This is a genomic window from Streptomyces sp. TLI_053 (genome assembly GCF_900105395.1).
Classification (GTDB): domain Bacteria; phylum Actinomycetota; class Actinomycetes; order Streptomycetales; family Streptomycetaceae; genus Kitasatospora.
Genome location: NZ_LT629775.1, coordinates 5,096,408 through 5,117,698, shown reverse-complemented (window position 1 = coordinate 5,117,698; position 21,291 = coordinate 5,096,408). Strand labels below are relative to the sequence as shown.

Genomic DNA, 21,291 nt, shown 5'->3' with positions numbered 1-21,291 from the left:
TGGTGGGAGGTGGGGTCAGGAGGTGGGAGCGGGGCCGGCCGGCTTGCGGCGCGGTGAGGAGAACCGCTTGGTGATCGGCGCCTCGACCAGCCGGTACAGGACCCAGGAGAGCAGCACGGTGACCCCGATCGCGAGCAGCAGCAGGCCGATGCCCTCGGGGGTCGAGTACAGCTTGGTGCCGAGCAGGTCGCGCATCTCGGTCAGCACGACGAAGTGCAGCAGGTAGAAGGCGAAGGAGATCTCCCCGAGCCAGGTCATCGCCCGGTTGCGGAAGGGCGTGAACCGGCCGTCCCGGTCGGCGATCGCGGCGGACGCGACCAGCAGCGCGATCGGCACCACGGTGGTCACCCGCTGGGCGTACAGGTAGGGCACCCAGCGGGTGGCCGCGTAACCGGCCACCAGGAGCACGCCGGACCACACCATGCCGATGTCGCGCCAGCGGCCGGAGCGCACCGCGAGGGCGACCAGGATGCCGAGGGCGAAGTCCAGCAGCCGCACCGGCGGGAGCACGTAGGAGAACCAGTACTGCACCACCGAGGACTCGTAGCCGCCGGGGACGCCCGGGGTGTCGGGCAGCACCAGGTAGGCCAGCGCCGGGGTGGCGACGATGGCGGCGACCGTGCCGCCGATCCAGTAGAGGAGCCGCTCCGGGCGGATCGTCCGCAGGAAGCGATGCAGCAGCGGGAAGGAGAGGTAGAAGACCAGCTCGGCGCCGAGCGACCAGCTGGGCGGGTCGACGCTGAAGTAGGTGTTGAAGTCGGGTATCCAGACCTGGAGCATCAGCAGGTTGAGGACCGCCGTGCGCACCGGGGTGTAGGAGCCGGCGAAGAAGATCATGGCCAGCGCCCAGGCGACCACGTAGTTCGGGACGATCTTGACCAGCCGGCGCCGCCAGAACCCGGTGGCGGTGTCGCCCGGGCGGGCCGACCAGGTGAGCACGAAGCCGCTGAGCACGAAGAAGAACGCCACCCCGAGCCCGCCGGCCTGGTCGGCGAGGTCGACGAAGCGGAACTCGGTGCTGTCGTCGGCGAAGAACCGCAGGGTCGGGATCGGCAGGGCGGCGTGGTACGCGAAGACCGCAAGGGCGGCGGGGAAGCGCAGGCCGGTCAGGGACGGCAGACGACTGGCGGAGGGCTGCGTCGTCCGCGCTCCGCTCCCGCCGGCGGGTCTCGGTCCCGGCTGGGCGAGGAGTCGGTCGGTGGCCATGTGGTTCCGTCCTTGGGTGTCGAGCGGTGGGTCGGACCAGTAGCAGGCCGTCCCGACCCGGAGGCCAAGTAAACTACTCCGTGCAGATGAGAGATTGCACCGATCGGTGTAGCATCTATGTCAGGTCGGGGGACACCCCGCCTCCGCCCGGCTTTCCGCCCGAGACCAGGGAGTTGACGAACGATGCCGCGATCCGCCGCCGCCCGTCCGCGCCTCCCGCAGGATCGGCCCCATGCGTGCAGCGTTCATCCCGAGGCTCGGACCGGCGTCGGACATCCGCTACGGCGAGGTGCCCGAGCCGGTCCCCGGGCCCACCGATGTCCTGGTCGACGTGGCCGCCGTCTCGGTCAACCCGGTCGACACCTTCGTCCGCTCGGGGCTCTTCCCGACCCCCCTGCCCTTCCCGTTCGTGATCGGCCGGGACCTCGTGGGCACCGTGGCCCGGGTCGGCCCCGGCGCCCCCCGCTTCGCCCCCGGTGACCGCGTCTGGACCAACAGCCTCGGCCACGACGGCCGGCAGGGCGCGGCCGCCGAACGGGCCGCCGTCCCGGCCGACCGGCTCTACCACCTGCCCCCGGGCGTGGACCCGACGACGGCCGTCGCCGTGGTCCACCCGGCCGCCACCGCCCACCTCGCCCTGTTCACCCACGGCGGGCTGCGCACCGGCGAGACCGTGCTGGTCGCGGGCGGCGGCGGCAACGTCGGCGGCGCCCTGATCGTGCTCGCCGCCGAGGCCGGCGCCCGGGTGGTCACCACCGCGCGCCCCGACGACGCGGAACACTGCCGGGCCCTCGGCGCCACCAAGGTCCTCGACTACCGCTCCCCCGACCTGCCCGACCTGGTCCGCGCCGCCTGCCCCGGCGGCATCGACCTCCACCTCGACACCTCCGGCACCAACGACCTCACCACCGCCGTCGACCTGCTCGCCCCGCGCGGCCGGATCGTGCTGCTCGCCGGCGCCCGCTCCCGCCCCGAACTGCCCGCCGGACAGCTCTACATGAAGGACGGCTCGATCCGCGGGTTCGTCATCTCGCACGCCTCCGGCGCCGAACTCGCGGACGCCGCCGCCACCGTCAACCGGCTGCTCGCGGCCGGCCGGCTGCGGCCCCGGGCCCTGGAGATCCGGCCGCTGAGCGCCGCCGCCGAGACCCACCAGCGGCTGGAGAAGGGCGAACTCAACGGCCGCCGGGTGGTCCTGACGACACCCGGCCCGTAACCACCGAACGCCGCACCGCCCCCTCGTCCCCCGTCCGCTCCCCGACGCCCCCGAAAGGCTCCCCATGTCCCCGTCCGCCGGTGCCGAGCAGCAGGCCGCCGGGCCACGCCGTTCGGGCCTCCTGCTGGCCCTGCTGGCGTTCGCCCAGTTGATCGTCTCGATCGACTACAACATCGTCTACGTGGCGCTCCCGGAGATCGGCAGCGGCCTCGACTTCTCCGCCCAGAACCTCCAGTGGGTGGTCAGCGCCTACGCCGTCGCCTTCGGCGGCTTCCTGCTCTTCGGCGGCCGCGCCTCCGACCTGTTCGGCCGCCGCCGGATGTTCGTCCTCGGCCTGCTGCTGTACGCCGGCTCCTCGCTGCTCGGCGGCCTGGCCAACACACCCGGCCTGCTGATCGCGGCCCGCGCCCTCCAGGGCCTCGGCGGCGCCTTCCTGTTCCCCGCCACCCTCGCCCTGGTGGTGCTCAGCTTCACCGAGGGCCGCGAACGCAACCGGGCGCTCTCGGTCTGGGCCGCCGCCGGCGCCAGCGGCATGATCATCGGCTCGCTGGCCGGCGGGGTGCTCACCCAGGCCTTCGGCTGGGAAGCGGTGTTCTACGTCAACGTGCCGCTCGCGGGCGGCGCCGCCCTGCTCGCCCCCCGGCTGATCGGCGCCGACGGACCGCGCGACGGATCCCGCTCGTTCGACCTGCCGGGCGCGCTGACCGCCACCGCCGGGGCCACCCTGGTGGTCTTCACCCTCGTCCAGGGCCCGGCCTCCGGCTGGACCTCGCCGACCGTGCTCACCACCGCCGTGCTCGGCCTCGGCCTGCTCGCCGCCTTCGTCGCGATCGAGTCCCGCACCGCCGACCCGCTGATGCCGCTGCGGCTGTTCCGCAACCGCAACCTGTCCACCGGCGTGCTGACCACCTTCCTGTTCATGGCCAGCTTCGGCACCCTGCTGTACTTCCTGACCGTCTACTTCCAGACCGTGCACGAGTACAGCGCCCTGCGCACCGGCGTCGCCTTCCTGATCCCGATGGTCTGCGGCTTCGTCGGCTCCATGCTGGGCGGCCGGCTCGCCACCCGGTTCGGCGCCCGGAACACCCTGATCGCCTCCTACCTGCTCGGCGCGCTCGGCACCGCCGCGACCGCGCTGACCATGGCGCCGGACGGCAGCTACGTCGCGCTGCTGCCCGGCCTGGTCGTCCTGAGCCTGTGCCAGGGCGTCATCTTCACCACGATGTTCTCCGCCTCCGCGACCGGCGTGCACCCCTACGAACAGGGCATCGCCTCCGGCATCGTCTCCACCGGCCAGCAGGTCGGCAGCGCGGTCGGCCTCGGCATCCTGGTGGCGATCGCCAACGCCGGCACCGACGGCCTCACCGGCGAGGCCCTCCGCTCCGCCACCACCGACGGGCTGCGCACCGCCGTCCTGGTCGCCACCGGTGGCATCGTCGCACTCGTCCTGGTCGCGCTCGGCTTCGAGCGCGCCCCCCGCCGGGCCGGGGCCACCGCCGAGAACGCCTCCGCCAAGAGCCTCGTCTGACCCCGCGCCTCCCCCCACCCGTCCCGACTCCCGAGGAGAACTCCGTCATGCCCTTCGCCGCCAGCCCCAGCGCCCGCGTCTCCTACACCGTGGAGGGCTCCGGCCACCCGCCCCTGGTCTTCGTGCACGGCACCGGCTTCGGCGCCGGGGGCACCTTCGGCCACCTCACCGGTGACTTCACCGACACCCGGACCGTCCTGCTGCCGGACTTCGCCGGCTGCGGCGACACCGAGGACGACGGCCGCGAGCTGACCCCCGAACTGCTGGCCGAGCAGATCGCCGCCGTGATCGAGGCGGCCGGCGACGGCCCGGCCGACGTGGTCGGCTTCTCGCTCGGCTCGGTGGTCGCCGCGACCCTCGCGGCGCTCCGCCCGGAGCTGGTGCGCAGCCTGGTGCTCACCGCCGGCTGGAGCCGCCCGGACGACGCCTACCTGCGCAACCACATGACCACCTGGCGCGCCATCAGCGGCGACGCCGAGGCGTTCGGCCGGTTCGGCACCCTGACCGCGTTCAGCCGCGACCACCTGAACTCGCTGGAGCCCGACGCGCTCGAGGGCATCATCAAGGGCAACGAGCCCACCGAGGGCGCGCTGCGCCACATCGACCTCAACCTGAGCGCCGACATCCGCCCGCTGCTGCCCCGGATCACCGCCCGCACCCTGGTGATCGGCTGCACCCAGGACGCCACCGTCCCGGTCGGGCTCTCCCGCGAGCTGGCCGACGCCATCGCCGGCAGCACCTACGCGGAGATCGACAGCGGCCATGTGGTCGTCTACGAGCAGGGCGCCGAGTGGTCCCGACTGGTCCGCGAGTTCGTCCTCCAGGAGGGCTAGGGCCCGCGCCCGGTCCCACCCCCTCCCACCCCTCCCACCGCTCGCACCGCGAGCACCGCGAGCACCGCTCCACTCCTCCCTCGGACCACGCCCACCGCTCCCTCGGACCACGCCTGGTGGGCGGCGTGGTCCGAGGGAGCGCCCGTACGGCGACTTTGCAAAGTCCACTCTTTGCAAAGTCCCGTGGCCGGCCGCCCGAGGGCGGCCGGCCACGGGGTCATGCCTGGTGAGCGACCTGCTCCGGGAAGTGGACCCCGGGGTGACTTTGCAAAGTGCTCACTTTGCAAAGTCGCCCCACAACGCTCCGCCGGGGCACGCCGAGCAGGTGGCGTGCCCCGGCGGAGGGTCCCTCGGCGTGGCTCTGCAAAGTCCGGCTCGACTTTGCAAAGCCGGCCCGGGACCACCCTCGGACCCCCGCCCCACCCCGAGCGCCGACCGCCCACCACGCCCGGCGTAGGGTGCCCGCCGTGGACGAACTGATCTTCCGGGGGCGGGACCGCTACCGCCCGTCCTGGTCGCACCTGGCGGTCCTGCTCGTCGTACTGGCCGCCCAGGGCTTCGCCGCCGTGTACCGGATCGGCCTGGTGGGCTTCCTCTGGCTCGCCGGTGGCACGCTCCTGCTCTCCGGCCTGGGCCTGTGGACCACGGTCCGCAGCTGGAGCCGGGTCGGCCCCGGGGGCATCACCATCTGCTGGGGCTTCGGGCGCGGCCGCGCCTACGCCTGGGACCGGATCCACTGGATCGACGTCCGCACGGTCGAGGCCCAGGGCGACAGCACTTCGCAGGTGCGGATGTTCCTGACCGGCGGACGGCGCCGGACGCTGCCCGGACTGCTGCACAGCGACCTGTACCCGTCGCCGGACTTCGACGAGCAGTACCACCGGATCCGCAACTGGTGGGAGCTGAGCACCGAGGCCTCGGCCCGGGTCGAGCCGGGCCGGCGGTTCCGGGACCGGCTCACGGCCACCGCGGCCGGTCTCGTCATCGGGCTGCTGCTCTGCGCCGGGGCCGCCGCGTTCTTCCTCTGGAAGGGGTAGCCCCGCCCCACCCCGCCCCCTCCCCACGCCTTGCCGCCCGTTCCCTCCCACTCCACGCCCGCTCACCTCCCTCTCCCCCGCCACCGCCCCGATCCGGACGGTTCCCACGGCGTGCCGGACCGCCGTTGGCAGCGGACGGGCGTCCCCTGTGACACTGGAGGCGCTCGAAAACCGAGGTGCGCTCCGGTGCCCCTCCTTGCGAACCTAGAGGGATGCCCGCCGTGAGTTCTCCCGCAGTCCAGTCCGCCGCCGAGTCCGCCCGGAGCGAGGCGCCCGGCATCGGCGAGCTGGCCGCGCGCCTGCCCGAGCTGACCCTGCGCGACCAGGTCCGGATCGGCCGTCGGCTGGACGGCGCCCGCCGGGTCCGCAAGGACGAGGCCCGCGCGCAGATCGCCGCCGAGATCGCCGCCGACATCGACAAGGCCGAGCTGCTGGTCGAACGGCGGCGGAACGCGGTGCCGGAGATCCGGTACCCCGCCGAGCTCCCGGTCAGCCAGAAGAAGGACGAGATCCTCGCCGCCGTCCGCGACCACCAGGTGGTGATCGTGGCCGGTGAGACCGGCTCCGGCAAGACCACCCAGATCCCCAAGATCTGCCTGGAGCTGGGCCGCGGCGTACGCGGTCTGATCGGCCACACCCAGCCCCGCCGGATCGCCGCCCGCACGGTGGCCGAGCGGGTCGCCGAGGAACTGGACAGCCCGCTCGGCGAGGCGGTCGGCTGGAAGGTCAGGTTCACCGACCAGGTCGGCCCGGACACCCTGGTCAAGCTGATGACCGACGGCATCCTGCTCGCGGAGGTCCAGACCGACCGCGAGCTGCGCCAGTACGACACCCTGATCATCGACGAGGCGCACGAGCGCAGCCTCAACATCGACTTCCTGCTCGGCTACCTCAAGCAGCTGCTGCCCCGCCGCCCCGACCTCAAGGTGATCATCACCTCGGCGACCATCGACCCCGAGCGGTTCGCCCGGCACTTCGGGGACGCCCCGATCGTCGAGGTCTCCGGCCGCACCTATCCGGTGGAGGTCCGTTACCGCCCGATCGTGGACGAGGACGAGGACGGCGACACCGACGAGGTCGACCGCGACCGCGACCAGATCCAGGCGATCTGCGACGCCGCCGAGGAGCTCCAGGCCGAGGGGCCGGGCGACATCCTGGTCTTCCTCTCCGGCGAGCGCGAGATCCGGGACACCGCGGACGCGCTCGACAAGCTCCGGCTGAAGCACACCGAGGTCCTGCCGCTGTACGCCCGGCTGAGCTCGGCCGAGCAGCACAAGGTGTTCCAGCGCTCCTCCTCCCGCCGGATCGTGCTGGCCACCAACGTCGCCGAGACCAGCCTCACCGTCCCCGGCATCAAGTACGTGATCGACCCGGGCAGCGCCCGGATCTCCCGCTACAGCCACCGCACCAAGGTCCAGCGGCTGCCGATCGAGGCGATCAGCCAGGCCAGCGCCAACCAGCGCAAGGGCCGCTGCGGCCGCACCTCGGACGGCATCTGCATCCGGCTCTACTCGGAGGAGGACTTCCTCTCCCGCCCCGAGTTCACGGACGCCGAGATCCTGCGCACCAACCTGGCCTCGGTCATCCTCCAGATGACCGCCGCCGGCCTCGGCGACATCGCCGCCTTCCCGTTCCTGGACCCGCCGGACTCGCGCAACATCAAGGACGGCATCAGCCTCCTGCACGAGCTGGGCGCGCTCGACCCGGCCGAGAAGGACCTCCGCAAGCGGCTCACCCCGCTCGGCCGCAAACTGGCCCAGCTCCCGGTGGACCCGCGGATGGCCCGGATGGTGCTGGAGGCGGACCGCAACGGCTGTGTCCGGGACGTCATGGTGATCGCCGCCGCGCTCTCCATCCAGGACCCGCGCGAGCGCCCCGCCGAGAAGCGCCAGGCCGCCGACGAGCGGCACCGCCGGTTCAGCTCCGAGAGCTCCGACTTCCTCGCCTTCCTCGCCATGTGGCGCTACGTGCGCGAGCAGCAGCGCGAGCTCTCCTCCTCCGCGTTCCGCCGGATGTGCAAGGCGGAGTTCCTCAACTACCTGCGGATACGGGAGTGGCAGGACATCTACTCCCAGCTGCGCACGGTCGCCAAGCAGCTCGGTGTCACCATCGAGGAGGCCCACGAGGACGCCGAGCCGGACGCGGACCGGATCCACCAGTCCCTGCTGGCCGGCCTGCTCTCGCACATCGGCCTGTTCGACGTGGAGAAGCGGGAGTACGGCGGCGCCCGGGGCGCCCGGTTCGCGGTGTTCCCCGGCTCCGGCCTGTTCAAGAAGCCGCCGCGCTGGGTGATGTCGGCCGAGCTGGTGGAAACCTCCCGGCTGTGGGCCCGGATCAACGCGAAGATCGAACCCGAGTGGGTGGAGCCGCTGGCCGCCCACCTGGTGAAGCGCAACTACAGCGAGCCGCACTGGGAGAAGAAGTCCGGGGCCGTGCTGGCGTTCGAGAAAGTCACCCTCTACGGGGTGCCGATCGTGTCCGCGCGGAAGGTCAACTACGGCCGGATCGACCCGGAGCTCTGCCGCGAGCTGTTCATCCGCAACGCCCTGGTCGAGGGCGACTGGGAGACCCACCACCGGTTCTTCGCGGAGAACCGCAAGCTGCTCGGCGAGGTCGAGGAGCTGGAGAACCGGGCCCGCCGCCGGGACATCATGGTCGACGACCAGACCCTGTTCGAGTTCTACGACGGCCGGCTGCCCGAGGACATCGTCTCCACCCGGCACTTCGACGCCTGGTGGAAGAAGGCCCGGCACGAGCAGCCCGACCTGCTCAACTTCGAGAAGTCGATGCTGATCAACGACGCCGCGGACGGCGTCACCGAGGCCGACTACCCGGACCACTGGGTGCAGGGCAAGCTGCGGTTCGTCCTGACCTACCAGTTCGAGCCGGGCAGCGACGCGGACGGCGTCACCGTCCACATCCCGCTGCCGGTGCTCAACCAGGTCACCGCGGAGGGCTTCGACTGGCAGATCCCGGGCCTGCGCGAGGAGCTGGTGACGGCCTGGATCAAGTCGCTGCCGAAGGCGGTGCGGCGCAACTTCGTCCCCGCCCCGGACTTCGCCCGCGCGGCACTGCGCGAGCTGAGGAACAACCAGGAGCGCCAGGAGCCGCTGCTGCCGGCCCTGGAGCACGTCCTGAAGCGCCTGACGGCGGTCACCGTGCCTCCGGAGGCCTGGGACGAGGAGCGGGTCCCCGAGCACCTCAAGGTGACCTTCCGGGTGGTGGACGGGCGCAAGAAGCTCGCCGAGTCCAAGGACCTGGAGGAGCTGCGGCTGCGGCTGAAGCCCAAGCTGAAGGAGACGCTCTCCTCGGCGGCCTCGGGCCGGGGCATCGAGCAGTCCGGGCTGACCGCCTGGCCGGCCGGGCTGCCGGTGCTCCAGCGGACCTTCGAGCAGCGTTCCCGGGGCCACTCGCTGCGCGCCTACCCGGCGCTGGTGGACGAGGGCGAGTCGGTCGGCGTGAAGCTGTTCGACACCCCGGAGGCGCAGCAGGGCGCGATGTGGGAGGGCACCCGGCGGCTGCTGATGCTGTCGACCACCTCGCCCGCCAAGTCGATCCAGGGCCGGCTGGGCAACCAGGCCAAGCTGGCGCTGTCGTACAACCCGCACGGCTCGGTCCCGGCGCTGTTCGAGGACGTGGTGGCCTGTGCGGCGGACCGGCTGATGGCCCGGGCCGGTGGTCCGGCGTGGGACGAGGCGGCGTTCGCGGCGCTGCGGGACAAGGTGCGGGCGGACCTGTACGACCTGTCGGCGGACACCACGCTGAAGACGGCGACGGCGCTGATCGCCTTCCACAGGGCGACGACCCGGCTGAAGTCGGTGAGCAGTCCGGTGCTGCTGAACGCGGTGAACGACATCCGGCTGCATCTGGCCTCGCTGGTGCACCCGGGCTTCGTGACGGCGACCGGCTGGCAGCGGCTGCCGGACCTCAAGCGCTATCTGCTGGCGGTGGACCGCCGGCTGGAGGCGCTGCCCAACCATCCGCAGCGGGACGCCCAGCAGCTGCTGAAGGTGCAGCAGGTCCAGCAGGCCTACGGGGAGCTGCTGGCGGCGGTGCCGGCCGGGCGGCAGCCCTCGGCGGAGGTGCTGGCGATCCGCTGGATGATCGAGGAGCTGCGGGTGAGCTTCTTCGCCCAGTCGCTGGGCACCCCGTCGCCGGTGTCCGAGAAGCGGATCCTGAAGGCCATGGAGGCGGCCAGGGCCGCGCTCTGACCCCTCGGCCTCCCTCCGGCCCGCCTGAGCTGCGGACGGGCCGGAGGGGGCGGTCGGGAGCCGGTTCGACCTGGGGGCCCCGCATGGGCTACAGTCTGTCTTGTTCGCAGCGCGGCAAGCGGAGCGAACGGGTCAGGAAACACTCTGGTCCTGTGGAGCAGTTGGTTAGCTCGCCACCCTGTCAAGGTGGAGGTCGCGGGTTCAAGTCCCGTCAGGATCGCCGTAGCCGAGAGGCCCGGAACCGTTTGGTTCCGGGCCTCTCGCGTTTCACCGGCCACTCCTCTATCCCGGAGTGGGCACGGACCACAAGTGAACGCCCGCGTGACGGTCGTCACGCACCCCTTCCGGGAACCGACCGTTCGGACACCCTTCCCCGAAGCCTCTAATTTAATATGTAAAATTGTACTGCTATTCACAGTAAATCCCCCCCACCTTCCCATCATCGAATCGTTATCCGGAGTTCAACATTCCGGTGGATCGCGCGAGTACGACAGCCGCTCCCGCGACCGGTGCGGCCGGTACGACAGGACTGTAGAAGAAGTGCGCGGGGACAGAAAAAGGGGCTGCTTACCGGACCCGGCGGAGTCCGGTAAGCAGCCCCTTTCGAAGAGCCTTGAGCGAGGCTCTGTCAGGCCTCGGTTCGCTGGGCCGGAATACCGGCCAGCAGGGCGCGCACCTCCGCCTCACGGTATCGGCGGTGCCCGCCCAGCGTGCGGATGGACGTGAGCTTGCCGGCCTTGGCCCAGCGCGTCACGGTCTTGGGATCCACACGGAACATGGTGGCGACCTCTGCCGGCGTCAGCAGAGGTTCGGCATCGGGGGTACGAGCGGTCATGAGCGGCCTCCTCGGGAGAACCGAACCAGGGCGGTTCTATCCTTCAAATTCTGCACCTTGGCCCGCGATGCCCGAAATGGCATAGACGGGCCGAGTCGGTTATAGGACGAACGGCTTGTCCTGGTGTCTACAACTACACCATCCGTCCAGCCCTATCGACCAAACCGCCAAAATTGACCCCTCACGGGTTCAAGGCCGACGGATGGCGATGGACCACCCCATAACGGGCAGTCACCTTATAGTGACATTCGGTTACGAGCGGACCAGACCCGCCGTTTTCCCGCAAAGCGCGCATCGACTCCAGAACCACCCAAAAGTGGGCACGCTCACGTGAAGTTGGGCTGGTTGTCCCATTTTTGCACATAGGGGTAAGTTCGCGTCAACGGTGAGTAGTGTCACGTTCGGTAGGTATTGACCCGAACCAGGACCTTGGTCATGCGGCTCGGGCCGTAGGACTCTTACAGTCTTACAAGTACCACCGACACCCCCACCGGCCAGCGATGACGCCGCCTCGGCCCGTCCTCCCACCGTCCCCGGACCGGCCCTCCCGCCGCCCCGCCCGGCCCCTCCCACCGGCCCTGCCGCTCAGTTGGCGTGGCGCAGTGCCAGCACCCGCCGCCAGCGCGCGGTCAGCACCTCGTACGCGCGCAGCGCCTCCGTCGCGTCCCCCGCCCGCAGCGCCCGCAGCCCGTCCTCGAGCTCGCCCGCCGAACGGTCCGCCAACAGCCGCTCCGGCCCCAGCAGATGCACCAGCCCCCCGTAGTCCAGTTCCACCAGCGACCGCGGATGGAACTCCTCCAGCCACCGCCCGACCTGCTCCGCCCCCCGCACCAGCTCCCCTTCCGGCACCGCCTCGCGCAGCGCCCGGTACGCCCGGGCCACCCGGCGGCGCGCCTGCGCCATGGGCGTCAGATAGAACAGTGACGCCCCGTCCCCCCGTTCCCCTCCCTCCCCCTTCTCCCCCCTCTCTGCGGGAACGAAGCATCGATCCTCGTCCCCGAACGGGAGGAACCAGCGGACCGGCACCTCCCAGCGGCTGGTGAGGATCCACGGCCGGGCGTCCGGGTGGTCGGCCCGCCAGCGCTCCCGGTCCGCCTCCGCCACCTCCCGGGTGGCCGGCGGCAGGGCGGTGTCCAGCAGCGCCACCGGAGCCCCCGCCCGCAGCTCCTCCAGGGCCTGCCAGGTGCGGAGCCTGGTCGCCCAGGGGCAGACGTACAGCACCCCGTCCACCAGCCGGACGAAGGCCCGCTCGGCCTCCCGGTCCGGCAGCGCCCGCGGGGTCCGGCCGATCAGCTCGGCGAGGGCCGAGCGCTGCTCGGCGAGGGCCGCCGCGGCCACCGAGCGGCCCGCCTCGGGCGCGTCGGGACCGTGCTCCGCCGCGTAGGCCTGCCAGCGCGCCCGCTCGGGCTCCGGGTAGGCGGCCAGCGGCTCGTAGACCCGCAGGTGCGCGGCGTAGGGCGGCAGCACGGAGGTACGGACGACGGTCACGTCCTGCATCGTCCCACGCACCCCCCGCCGACCGGGAGCGGTCGGTCGGACCGGTCCTGCGGCGGCCCGTTCGCGGACGCACCCGAGGTGCGCGAACAGCCTGATGACGGCCCTGCCGTCCCAGTATTCGGACAGTCGTACCGAGCTTCGCCAAGGGGGCGGACCGGCGGGGCCCGCGCGACTACGCTTCGCCTTAGGCGCCCGCACCACCGCAGCGGGCCTCGAATACTGGAGTCACCACAGTGACCGACGTACAGACCGCCGCCACCACGCACTCCGCACCCGGCGTGCTCGGCAGGATCTTCGGCAACTCCCAGGACGGCGCCACCGGCGACGGCCACGAGCAGGTCGTGTTCTGCCACGACCGCTCCTCCGGACTGAAGGCGATCATCGCCGTCCACTCCACCGCCCTCGGCCCGGCCCTCGGCGGCACCCGGTTCTTCCCGTACGCCTCCGAGGAGGCGGCGCTGGAGGACGCGCTCAACCTCTCCCGCGGCATGTCCTACAAGAACGCGCTCGCCGGCCTCGACCTCGGCGGCGGCAAGGCCGTCATCATCGGCGACCCGAACAAGGACAAGAACGAGGCGATGCTCCGCGCCTACGGGCGCTTCGTCGAGTCGCTGCGCGGCCGCTACATCACCGCCTGCGACGTGGGCACCTACGTCCAGGACATGGACGTCGTGGCGCGCGAGACCGAGTTCGTCACCGGTCGCTCGCCCGAGAACGGCGGCGCCGGGGACTCCTCGATCCTGACCGCCTTCGGCGTCTTCCAGGGCATGCGCGCCTCCGCCCAGGCCCGCTGGGGCCAGCCGACCCTGCGCGGCAAGCGCGTGGGCGTCGCCGGCGTCGGCAAGGTCGGCCACTACCTCGTCGGCCACCTGGTCGCGGACGGCGCCGTCGTGGTCGTCACCGACCCCTTCGAGGCCGCCGTCAACCGCGTGCGGGCCGCCCACCCGGAGGTGGAGGTCGTCGCCGACACCGCCGCGCTGCTCCAGGCCAAGCTGGACGTCTACGCCCCCTGCGCGCTCGGGGGCGCCCTGACCGACGACACCGTGGCCGCGCTGGGCGAGTTCGGCACCTCCGTCGTCTGCGGTGCCGCCAACAACCAGCTGGCCCACCCGGGCGTCGAGAAGGACCTCGCCGACCGCGGCCTGCTCTACGCCCCGGACTACCTGGTGAACTCCGGCGGTGTCATCCAGGTCGCCGACGAGATCGACGGCTTCAACTTCGAGCGCGCCAAGAACAAGGCGACGAAGATCTTCGACACCACCCTGGAGATCTTCACCCGGGCCGCCTCCGACGGCGTGCCGCCGGCCGTCGCGGCCGACCGTCTCGCCGAGAAGCGGATGCGCGAGATCAGCGCGCTGCGCTCGGTGCTGCTGCCGACGGCCCGCCGGGGCTGATCCGGACCGGTGCGCGCGGGGGGCGGCCGGGCGCCGTCCCCCGCGCATCACGATGTGGAACCGGATTCTCGATTCTGCCTCCGATCGGGTGATCCGAAGCCCCCCTAGGGGGGATAATCGATCCGGGAACAACGGACCCGAGACACCTCCGGACAGCGTGCAGAAAGCCGCAAAACCTCCCCTGACCTGGGACGACCTGGTCGCGGGTGCGGCCGGTGCGCGCCACGTCACACCGACGACGTACCGTCCAGCGGCAGAAACAGGTACCGTTAATGCTCCAAGGGACGGTCCTCCCCATTCGGGCAGGCCGCTCTTGATCATGAACACGTGTCAGACTCGGGGCCGTGAGCCCCATCGTTGAGGGGGTCGACCCATGGGGCGCGGCCGGGCCAAGGCCAAGCAGACGAAGGTCGCCCGCGAGCTGAAGTACAACAGCGGCGGGTTCGACGCCAATCGTCTCTCCAGCGAGCTGGGCGTATCGCCCTCCACCTCCCCGATCGAGCCGGAGCCGATCGAGGAGGACGAGGAGGACGACGATCCCTACGCGGAGTACGCGGCTCGTTACGCCGATGACGACGAGGACGATGACGCCGAGTCGGGTACCGGGCCCTCCCAGGCCCGCCGTCGCGCGTAGTCTCCCAGTCCGACCCGACCGGCCAGGTGCCCAGCGCACCAGGCCGGTCTTCGGCGTTCCCGCACTCTCGCGGCGGCCCGCCGGAAGGCCCCGCACCCGCCTCGGCGGCGGCCCCGCCCGAAGACCCGCCCGAAGCCCCTTCCCGGGACCCTGCGCGAAGGTCCGCGCGAAGACCCTGCACGAAGGCCCCGCCGGCTCGCTGCCGACGGGGCCTCCTCGTGTTCGCGTTCCCCGTGCTCAGCCGGCCGCGAAGCCCTCGTAGGCGTTGTAGAGGGCCGCGCCGTCCGCGTGCTCGGCGGTGCGGTCGACGATGTCGCCGAGCACCCAGGACTCCACGCCGCGGTCCTCCAGGACCGACAGCACGGTGTCCACCGAGTGCGGCGGGACGACCGCGACCATGCCGACGCCCATGTTCAGCGTCTTCTCGATCTCCAGGGTGGCCACCTTGCCGACCTCCGCGACGGTCCGGAAGACCGGCAGCGGGGTCCAGGTGCCGCGGTCCAGGCGGGCGTGCAGCCCGGCCGGGACCACCCGCGCCAGGTTGGCCGCCAGGCCGCCGCCGGTGACGTGCGAGAAGGCGTGCACCTCGGCGGCCCGGATCAGCGCCAGGCAGTCCAGCGAGTAGATCCGGGTCGGCTCGAGCAGCTCCTCGCCGAGGGTGCGGCCGAACTCCTCGACCTTGCGGTCCAGCTTCCAGCCGGCCTGGTTCAGCAGCACGTGGCGGACCAGCGAGTAGCCGTTGGAGTGCAGACCGGAGGCGGCCATCGCGATCACCACGTCGCCGGCCCGGACCCGCTCGGCGCCCAGCAGCGCGTCCGCCTCGACCACACCGGTACCGGCGCCCGCGACGTCGTACTCGTCCGGCCCGAGCAGGCCCGGGTGCTCGGCGGTCTCGCCGCCGACCAGGGCGCAGCCGGCCAGGGCGCAGCCCTCGGCGATGCCCTTGACGATCGCGGCGACCCGCTCCGGGACGACCTTGCCGACGCAGATGTAGTCGGTCATGAACAGCGGCTCGGCGCCGCAGACCACGATGTCGTCGACGACCATGCCGACCAGGTCGTGGCCGATCGTGTCGTGCTTGTCCATGGCGGCCGCGATGGCCACCTTGGTCCCCACCCCGTCGGTGGCCGAGGCCAGCAGCGGCCGCTCGTAGTTCTTGAGGGCGGAGACGTCGAAGAGGCCGGCGAAGCCGCCGAGACCGCCGACGACCTCGGGGCGGTTGGCCTTCTTCACCCACTGCTTCATGAGCTCGACGGCGCGGTCGCCCGCCTCGATGTCGACGCCGGCGGCGGCGTAGGTGGCACCGTTCTGGTCGGTAGTCACTGCTGTGCGGCCCTTTCGGGTCTGTGGTGGGGGACGGAACAGCGGTGGGGTCCCGGATCGCGGGACCCCACCGAGGGTTCTTACGGGCGGCGCAGCGCGTCGGCCGCGCCCGCCCCGCCGAGCAGCGACTGGACGCCGTCCAGGTCGCTGCCGCTGGTCGGCTTGCCGCGGACCGCGGGGGCCTGCTGGCCGCCCTTGATCTCGGCCTCCAGCAGGAGCTTGCCGAGCAGCGCCGGGTCGGGCAGCTCCATCGGGTACTCGCCGTCGAAGCAGGCCCGGCAGAGCCGGTCCTTCGGCTGCTTGGTGGCCTCGATCATGCCGTCGATCGAGATGTAGGAGAGCGAGTCCGCGCCGAGGGTGCGGCCGATCTCCTCGATGGTCATGCCGTTGGCGATCAGCTCCGCGCGGGTCGCGAAGTCGATGCCGAAGAAGCACGGCCACTTGACCGGCGGGGAGGAGATCCGGATGTGGACCTCGGCCGCGCCCGCCTCGCGGAGCATCTTCACCAGCGCGCGCTGGGTGTTGCCGCGGACGATCGAGTCGTCCACGACGACCAGGCGCTTGCCCTGGATGACCTCGCGCAGCGGGTTCAGCTTCAGCCGGATGCCGAGCTGGCGGATGGTCTGGCTGGGCTGGATGAAGGTGCGGCCGACGTAGGCGTTCTTCACCAGGCCGGAGCCGTACGGGATCCCGCTGGCCTCGGCGTAGCCGATCGCGGCCGGGGTGCCGGACTCGGGGGTCGCTATCACCAGGTCGGCCTCGACCGGGGCCTCCTTCGCCAGGCGGCGGCCCATCTCCACCCGGGAGAGGTGCACGTTGCGGCCGGCGATGGAGGTGTCGGGGCGGGCGAGGTAGACGTACTCGAAGACGCAGCCCTTGGGCTTGGCCTCGGCGAAGCGGGAGGTCCGCATGCCGTTCTCGTCGATGGCGATGAGCTCGCCGGGTTCGACCTCGCGGATGAAGGAGGCGCCGCAGATGTCCAGCGCCGCCGTCTCGGAGGCGACCACCCAGCCGCGCTCCAGCCGGCCCAGGACCAGCGGGCGGATGCCCTGCGGGTCGCGGGCGGCGTAGAGCGTGTTCTCGTCCATGAAGACGAGCGAGAACGCGCCCTTCACCTTGGGCAGGACGACCTTGGCCGTCTCCTCGATGGAGAGGTCCGGGTGGCCGGCGAGCAGCGCGGTCACCAGGTCGGTGTCGTTGGTCGCGGCCGACCGCCCGGAGCGGGAGACGTGCTCCTCGCCGGGGAGTTCGGCGACCATGGCCGCCAGTTCGGCGGTGTTCACCAGGTTTCCGTTGTGACCGAGGGCCAGGGAGCCGTGCACGGTCGCCCGGAAGGTCGGCTGGGCGTTCTCCCAGACCGAGGAACCGGTGGTCGAGTAGCGGGCGTGTCCGACGGCGATATGCCCGTGCAACGACCCCAGGGAGGCCTCGTCGAAGACCTGGGAGACGAGTCCCATGTCCTTGAAGACGAGAATCTGGGAGCCATTGCTCACTGCGATGCCCGCGGATTCCTGACCGCGGTGCTGCAGGGCGTAAAGGCCGAAGAACGTGAGCTTGGCGACCTCCTCGCCGGGAGCCCAGACACCGAAGACGCCGCAAGCGTCCTGGGGGCCTTTCTCGCCGGGAAGAAGATCGTGGTTGAGTCTTCCGTCACCACGTGGCACGCCTTCGAGTCTAGGACAGTCGGCCCGGCCTTCCGGACCCCGGGCGGCCGCTGTCGCGCGGGCCGCTCCGGGTAACGCGCGTAGACAAAACCCCTTACCAGGCCCGGGTTTCGGCGCTCCCGGACCCGGCGGCCGCGCGCTTGCCCTTGTGGTTCGCGCCCGTTGGCGTGTTCCGCGCGCGGCGGGCGCTTCGCCCGGCGTTGGTCCGCCGTTCGCCCAACGTGAGCCTGCTCACCCGGCGCAACGGGCCGCGCCGACGGGGCGGGGAGGGGGCGGGGGCGGCCCGGGTGTGACTCAGGGACAGCTAGGGGGCGTCCTGGGTGACCGGCAGCAGCAGCCCCCAGCAGCCGGCGTGGACCGTCCAGGTGCGGGCCCGCACCGGGCCGACCGGGCGCCCGTCCGCCTCGTAGCCGAAGCCCCGGCCGGCCACCGAGATGCTGGCGGCCCGGGCGCGCAGCAGGGCGCCCGGGGCGCGGACCACGATCTCCATCACGCCCTCGCCGGCGGCCGCGCCGGAGGGCAGGGTCACCTGGACCACCCGGACCGGCCGGTGCACGTCGGCGAGCAGCCGGCCGTCGGCCTCGACCCGCAGCCGGGCGCTGTGCTCGCCCCTGGCCGGCTCGACCCGCTCCGGCCGGCCGGTCGGTCCGCTCCGGCCGGCCCGGGCGCTCCCGCCGGCCTCGTCCGGTCCGGCGCCCGCACCGGTCGGTTCCGGGGTGAGTGCGGTCGCCTGCTCGGCCGCAGCCAGTTTCGCCCATAGCGAACGCCATCCGCCGGGACGGCCCGCCGGGCGCCGCGTCCCGCCGCCCGAGATCCGCACCCCTCCGAGCGCCACCCCGCCGCCGTCGTCCACCAGCAGGTCCAGCTTCCGGGCGGCGCCGGTCAGCACGGCGCGCGCCGCGGCGACCGGCGCGCCCGGCACCCCGAGCACCCGGGCCGCCGCCAGCTCCTCCGGCCGGCCGACCGGCACCAGGCCCACCGGGTCGGCGCCCAGCTCGCGTTGGCGGTACAGCGCTTGGAGCACCCGTTGCAGCGCGAGGTCGGAACCGATCACCACCGGTCGCCTCCGGCCCCGGTGCGAAAGCACCCGATCGAGCTCGGAAGGCGTCTCCGGACAGGCCACCTTGACGTCCGTCCCACCGGAGAGAACGTCCTTCGCGATCCGCACCGACTCCCCGTCGGACTGCCGGGCCGCCGGGTCGAGGAGCAGGAGAAGCGGCTCCGGGCCGCCGGTTGCGGGCGTGGACAGGGACGACACAACCGGTCCTTCCTCAGGTAATCTCTCGGTGCAAGAGCCCCTTGCGCTATTGCGCCAGGGGCTTCGTCTATCTCGGGGCAGACTGCGGCCTACGCAGGATGCCCCAACCGGAAGGGGTGTACGCCTGTGCCGGCACTCGTGCTCGTTGGCGCTCAGTGGGGAGACGAGGGCAAGGGGAAGGCGACCGACCTCCTCGGCGGCTCCGTCGACTACGTCGTCCGCTACCAGGGCGGCAACAACGCCGGTCACACGGTGGTCATCGGCGACCAGAAGTACGCGCTGCACCTCCTGCCTTCCGGCATCCTCAGCCCGAACGTCACGCCGGTCATCGGCAACGGCGTCGTGATCGACCCGGGTGTGCTGCTCTCCGAGCTCAGCGGCCTGGACGAGCGCGGCATCGACACCTCCAAGCTGCTGATCTCGGGCAACGCCCACCTGATCACGCCGTACCACCGCACCCTGGACAAGGTCACCGAGCGCTTCCTCGGCAAGCGCCGGATCGGCACCACCGGCCGCGGCATCGGCCCGACCTACGCGGACAAGATCAACCGCGTCGGCATCCGGGTGCAGGACCTCTTCGACGAGTCGATCCTCCAGCAGAAGATCGAAGCGGCGCTGCACGACAAGAACCAGCTCCTGGTCAAGCTCTACAACCGCCGCGCGATCCCCGCCGAGCTGGTGCTCGAGGAGTACCTCGGCTACGCGGACAAGATCAAGCCGTTCCTGGCCGACACCACCCTGGTCCTGGACGAGGCGCTGAAGGCCGGCAAGGTCGTCCTGCTCGAGGGCGGCCAGGGCACCCTGCTGGACGTCGACCACGGCACGTACCCGTTCGTCACCTCCAGCAACCCGACCTCGGGCGGCGCCTGCACCGGTTCCGGCATCGGCCCCACCAAGATCGACCGGGTCATCGGCATCCTCAAGGCCTACACCACCCGCGTCGGCTCCGGCCCGTTCCCGACCGAGCTGCTGGACGAGGACGGCGAGGCGCTGCGCCGGATCGGCGGCGAGCGCGGTGTCACCACCGGCCGTGACCGCCGCTGCGGCTGGTTCGACGCGGTGATCGCCCGCTACGCGACCCGGGTCAACGGCCTCACCGACTTCTTCCTCACCAAGCTGGACGTGCTGACCGGCTGGGAGCAGATCCCGGTCTGCGTCGCGTACGAGATCGACGGCCGCCGGGTCGAGGAGCTGCCGTACAACCAGTCGGACTTCCACCACGCGAAGCCGATCTACGAGACGCTGCCGGGCTGGACCGAGGACATCAGCGGGGCGAAGACCTTCGCCGAGCTGCCGAAGAACGCCCAGGCGTACGTGAAGGCGCTGGAGGAGATGTCGGGCGCCCCGATCTCCGCCATCGGCGTCGGCCCGGGCCGGTACGAGACGATCCAGATCAACTCGTTCGTCTAGGCCTCACGGCTGCCTCACGGCCGGCCGAGCAGGGCCCCGCGGGTTCTCCCGCGGGGCCTTTCCGCTGGCCGGGGGCTTTTGCACTAAGGCAGCTGTTCGTTGCATCTAGTGCATTCAAGGGTTACCTTTCGATCATGACCGCGAAGCTTCCCTCCCCCACCACCCTCACCGGCCGCCACATCCGTCTGGAGCCGCTGGACCGCCGGCACCTGTCCGACCTGTGGGACACCGTCGGCCCGGACCCCGAGGTGTGGCGCTGGGTCCCGTTCAGCGCGCCCGGGTCGGAGGAGGAGCTGGGCGCGATCCTGGACGTCCGGCTCGGCGAGGTGGCGGCCGGGAACGCCGTGAAGTTCGCCGTGATCGAGCTCGCGAGCGGGCGGGCCGTCGGCGTCACCGGCTACTACGCGTTCGACGCGGAGGACGAGCTGGTCGAGATCGGCGGCACCTGGTACGCGCGGTCGGTGTGGCGCACGGCGGTGAACACCGAGGCCAAGCTGCTGCTGCTCGTCCACGCCTTCGAGGAGCTGGGGATGGGCCGGGTGTTCTGGAAGACCGACGCGCTCAACGACCGCTCGCGCAACGCGATCCAGCGGCTGGGCGCGCAGTTCGAGGGCGTCCACCGGCGCGAGAAGCGGCGTGCCACCGGCGTCTGGCGCGACACCGCGTACTTCTCGATGCTGCGCGAGGAGTGGCCGGCCGCGAAGGACCGGCTGGAGCAGCGGCTCGCCGCGGGCTGAGCGCTACTTGTCGGCGAGGTCCCGCTTGGTCAGGTGTCTCTCGCGCGGCTGACGGGTCGCGATGATCTGCGCCACCACCCCGACGAAGACCACCGAGACCAACAGGCCCGTCAGCAACACCACGGCCATCAGCGATCGACCGCCGCCACGGCCCGGACCGCCTTGCCGCACACCCCGATGAGTTCCACACCCCAGTCATCGGCCAAAGCGGCGACGAGGTCAAGCCCCCGACCGCACGTTCGAGCCATTTCCGGCTCGGGTGCGGCGGGCGCGGCGGGCACGGCGGTGGATCCGTCGGCGACGGGCGATGTGCAGGGCGATGTGCAGGCGGCCGCAACGGAGTTCGAGTGCGACGGACGGCGCTCGGTGGACCCGCCGTCCACGGCACGGCACACTGCACCGAAGGCCCCGGTCGAGGAGGGGCACGCATGCCACCACCCCTGTCGCCCGGCGTGCGCCGACAGCGCCCCGGCTCGAAGGCGTCGAGCGCGGCGGGTCCGACCACTTC

16 protein-coding genes and 1 tRNA gene are annotated in these 21,291 nt (G+C 71.8%); 10 read left to right on the top strand and 7 right to left on the bottom strand.

All coding sequences use genetic code 11. The annotated features are described in order from the left end of the window. Positions 1 to 15: 15 nt before the first annotated feature. Positions 16 to 1,206, bottom strand: coding sequence for an acyltransferase family protein (locus BLU95_RS20690; protein ID WP_093861342.1), 1,191 nt, complete (start codon positions 1,204 to 1,206; stop codon positions 16 to 18). Positions 1,207 to 1,438: 232 nt separating this feature from the next. On the opposite strand from BLU95_RS20690, the gene BLU95_RS20685 reads away from it, so the two are divergent. The 6 genes from BLU95_RS20685 (at position 1,439) to BLU95_RS20660 (ending at position 10,251) form a co-directional block, all read left to right on the top strand. Beyond that, entirely contained in the window at positions 1,439 to 2,422 is a 984-nt protein-coding gene (locus BLU95_RS20685) for an NADPH:quinone reductase (RefSeq protein ID WP_093861341.1), read from the top strand. A gap of 64 nt (positions 2,423 to 2,486) precedes the next feature. Then, positions 2,487 to 3,950 (top strand): MFS transporter, encoded by a 1,464-nt coding sequence (locus tag BLU95_RS20680; protein WP_093861340.1) that lies wholly within the window; start codon positions 2,487 to 2,489, stop codon positions 3,948 to 3,950. 47 nt (positions 3,951 to 3,997) lie between these two features. Continuing rightward, entirely contained in the window at positions 3,998 to 4,783 is a 786-nt protein-coding gene (locus tag BLU95_RS20675) for an alpha/beta fold hydrolase (protein WP_093861339.1), read from the top strand. Positions 4,784 to 5,250: 467 nt separating this feature from the next. Continuing rightward, positions 5,251 to 5,820: a hypothetical protein gene (locus BLU95_RS20670; protein WP_159424954.1), complete on the top strand. Its 570-nt coding sequence runs from the start codon at positions 5,251 to 5,253 to the stop codon at positions 5,818 to 5,820. A gap of 212 nt (positions 5,821 to 6,032) precedes the next feature. Beyond that, on the top strand, positions 6,033 to 10,031 hold the full coding sequence (hrpA, locus tag BLU95_RS20665) for an ATP-dependent RNA helicase HrpA (protein ID WP_093861337.1): 3,999 nt from the start codon (positions 6,033 to 6,035) through the stop codon (positions 10,029 to 10,031). A gap of 146 nt (positions 10,032 to 10,177) precedes the next feature. Then, a tRNA-Asp gene (locus BLU95_RS20660) sits at positions 10,178 to 10,251 on the top strand. A 408-nt stretch (positions 10,252 to 10,659) separates the two neighbouring features. Here the strand turns inward: BLU95_RS20660 and bldC are convergent. After that, positions 10,660 to 10,866: a developmental transcriptional regulator BldC gene (gene bldC / locus BLU95_RS20655; RefSeq protein ID WP_014137253.1), complete on the bottom strand. Its 207-nt coding sequence runs from the start codon at positions 10,864 to 10,866 to the stop codon at positions 10,660 to 10,662. Between the two features lie 585 nt (positions 10,867 to 11,451). Beyond that, a complete protein-coding gene (locus BLU95_RS20650) occupies positions 11,452 to 12,354 on the bottom strand; it encodes a DUF8083 family protein (RefSeq protein WP_231977703.1) in 903 nt (300 codons plus the stop codon). A 287-nt stretch (positions 12,355 to 12,641) separates the two neighbouring features. On the opposite strand from BLU95_RS20650, the gene BLU95_RS20645 reads away from it, so the two are divergent. After that, positions 12,642 to 13,757, top strand: a complete 1,116-nt coding sequence (locus tag BLU95_RS20645; RefSeq protein WP_231978804.1) for a Glu/Leu/Phe/Val dehydrogenase dimerization domain-containing protein — start codon at positions 12,642 to 12,644, stop codon at positions 13,755 to 13,757. A 373-nt stretch (positions 13,758 to 14,130) separates the two neighbouring features. Continuing rightward, positions 14,131 to 14,391 carry a DUF3073 domain-containing protein gene (locus tag BLU95_RS20640; protein ID WP_030392262.1) on the top strand — a complete coding sequence of 87 codons (261 nt, stop codon included), beginning with the start codon at positions 14,131 to 14,133 and terminating at the stop codon, positions 14,389 to 14,391. A 237-nt stretch (positions 14,392 to 14,628) separates the two neighbouring features. Here BLU95_RS20640 and purM read toward each other — a convergent pair whose 3' ends face one another. From purM to BLU95_RS20625, 3 genes are all read right to left on the bottom strand, one after another. Next, positions 14,629 to 15,714 carry a phosphoribosylformylglycinamidine cyclo-ligase gene (purM, locus tag BLU95_RS20635; protein WP_093861334.1) on the bottom strand — a complete coding sequence of 362 codons (1,086 nt, stop codon included), beginning with the start codon at positions 15,712 to 15,714 and terminating at the stop codon, positions 14,629 to 14,631. A gap of 80 nt (positions 15,715 to 15,794) precedes the next feature. Further along, positions 15,795 to 17,378 (bottom strand): amidophosphoribosyltransferase, encoded by a 1,584-nt coding sequence (purF, locus tag BLU95_RS20630; protein WP_030306023.1) that lies wholly within the window; start codon positions 17,376 to 17,378, stop codon positions 15,795 to 15,797. A 304-nt stretch (positions 17,379 to 17,682) separates the two neighbouring features. Further along, positions 17,683 to 18,636: a diacylglycerol kinase gene (locus BLU95_RS20625; protein ID WP_231977702.1), complete on the bottom strand. Its 954-nt coding sequence runs from the start codon at positions 18,634 to 18,636 to the stop codon at positions 17,683 to 17,685. Positions 18,637 to 18,762: 126 nt separating this feature from the next. Here BLU95_RS20625 and BLU95_RS20620 point away from each other — a divergent pair, with 126 nt between their 5' ends. Then, complete coding sequence (locus BLU95_RS20620; RefSeq protein WP_093861333.1) at positions 18,763 to 20,046, top strand: adenylosuccinate synthase; 1,284 nt, start codon at positions 18,763 to 18,765, stop codon at positions 20,044 to 20,046. Positions 20,047 to 20,180: 134 nt separating this feature from the next. Further along, a complete protein-coding gene (locus BLU95_RS20615) occupies positions 20,181 to 20,783 on the top strand; it encodes a GNAT family N-acetyltransferase (protein WP_093861332.1) in 603 nt (200 codons plus the stop codon). A gap of 3 nt (positions 20,784 to 20,786) precedes the next feature. Here the strand turns inward: BLU95_RS20615 and BLU95_RS45160 are convergent, their stop codons facing one another. Continuing rightward, the gene (locus tag BLU95_RS45160; RefSeq protein WP_286158570.1) at positions 20,787 to 20,912 is read right to left on the bottom strand and encodes a hypothetical protein; all 126 of its coding nucleotides are present in this window, start codon (positions 20,910 to 20,912) and stop codon (positions 20,787 to 20,789) included. Positions 20,913 to 21,291: the final 379 nt, after the last annotated feature.

Bases quoted from the DNA above. Each gene is read 5' to 3' on its own strand.
- BLU95_RS20690 (WP_093861342.1), bottom strand. From the start codon at position 1,206: ATGGCCACCGACCGACTCCTCGCCCAGCCGGGACCGAGACCCGCCGGC.
- BLU95_RS45160 (WP_286158570.1), bottom strand. From the start codon at position 20,912: ATGGCCGTGGTGTTGCTGACGGGCCTGTTGGTCTCGGTGGTCTTCGTC.
- BLU95_RS20640 (WP_030392262.1), top strand. From the start codon at position 14,131: ATGGGGCGCGGCCGGGCCAAGGCCAAGCAGACGAAGGTCGCCCGCGAG.
- BLU95_RS20675 (WP_093861339.1), top strand. From the start codon at position 3,998: ATGCCCTTCGCCGCCAGCCCCAGCGCCCGCGTCTCCTACACCGTGGAG.
- BLU95_RS20615 (WP_093861332.1), top strand. From the start codon at position 20,181: ATGACCGCGAAGCTTCCCTCCCCCACCACCCTCACCGGCCGCCACATC.
- bldC (WP_014137253.1), bottom strand. From the start codon at position 10,866: ATGACCGCTCGTACCCCCGATGCCGAACCTCTGCTGACGCCGGCAGAG.
- BLU95_RS20685 (WP_093861341.1), top strand. From the start codon at position 1,439: ATGCGTGCAGCGTTCATCCCGAGGCTCGGACCGGCGTCGGACATCCGC.
- BLU95_RS20680 (WP_093861340.1), top strand. From the start codon at position 2,487: ATGTCCCCGTCCGCCGGTGCCGAGCAGCAGGCCGCCGGGCCACGCCGT.
- hrpA (WP_093861337.1), top strand. From the start codon at position 6,033: ATGCCCGCCGTGAGTTCTCCCGCAGTCCAGTCCGCCGCCGAGTCCGCC.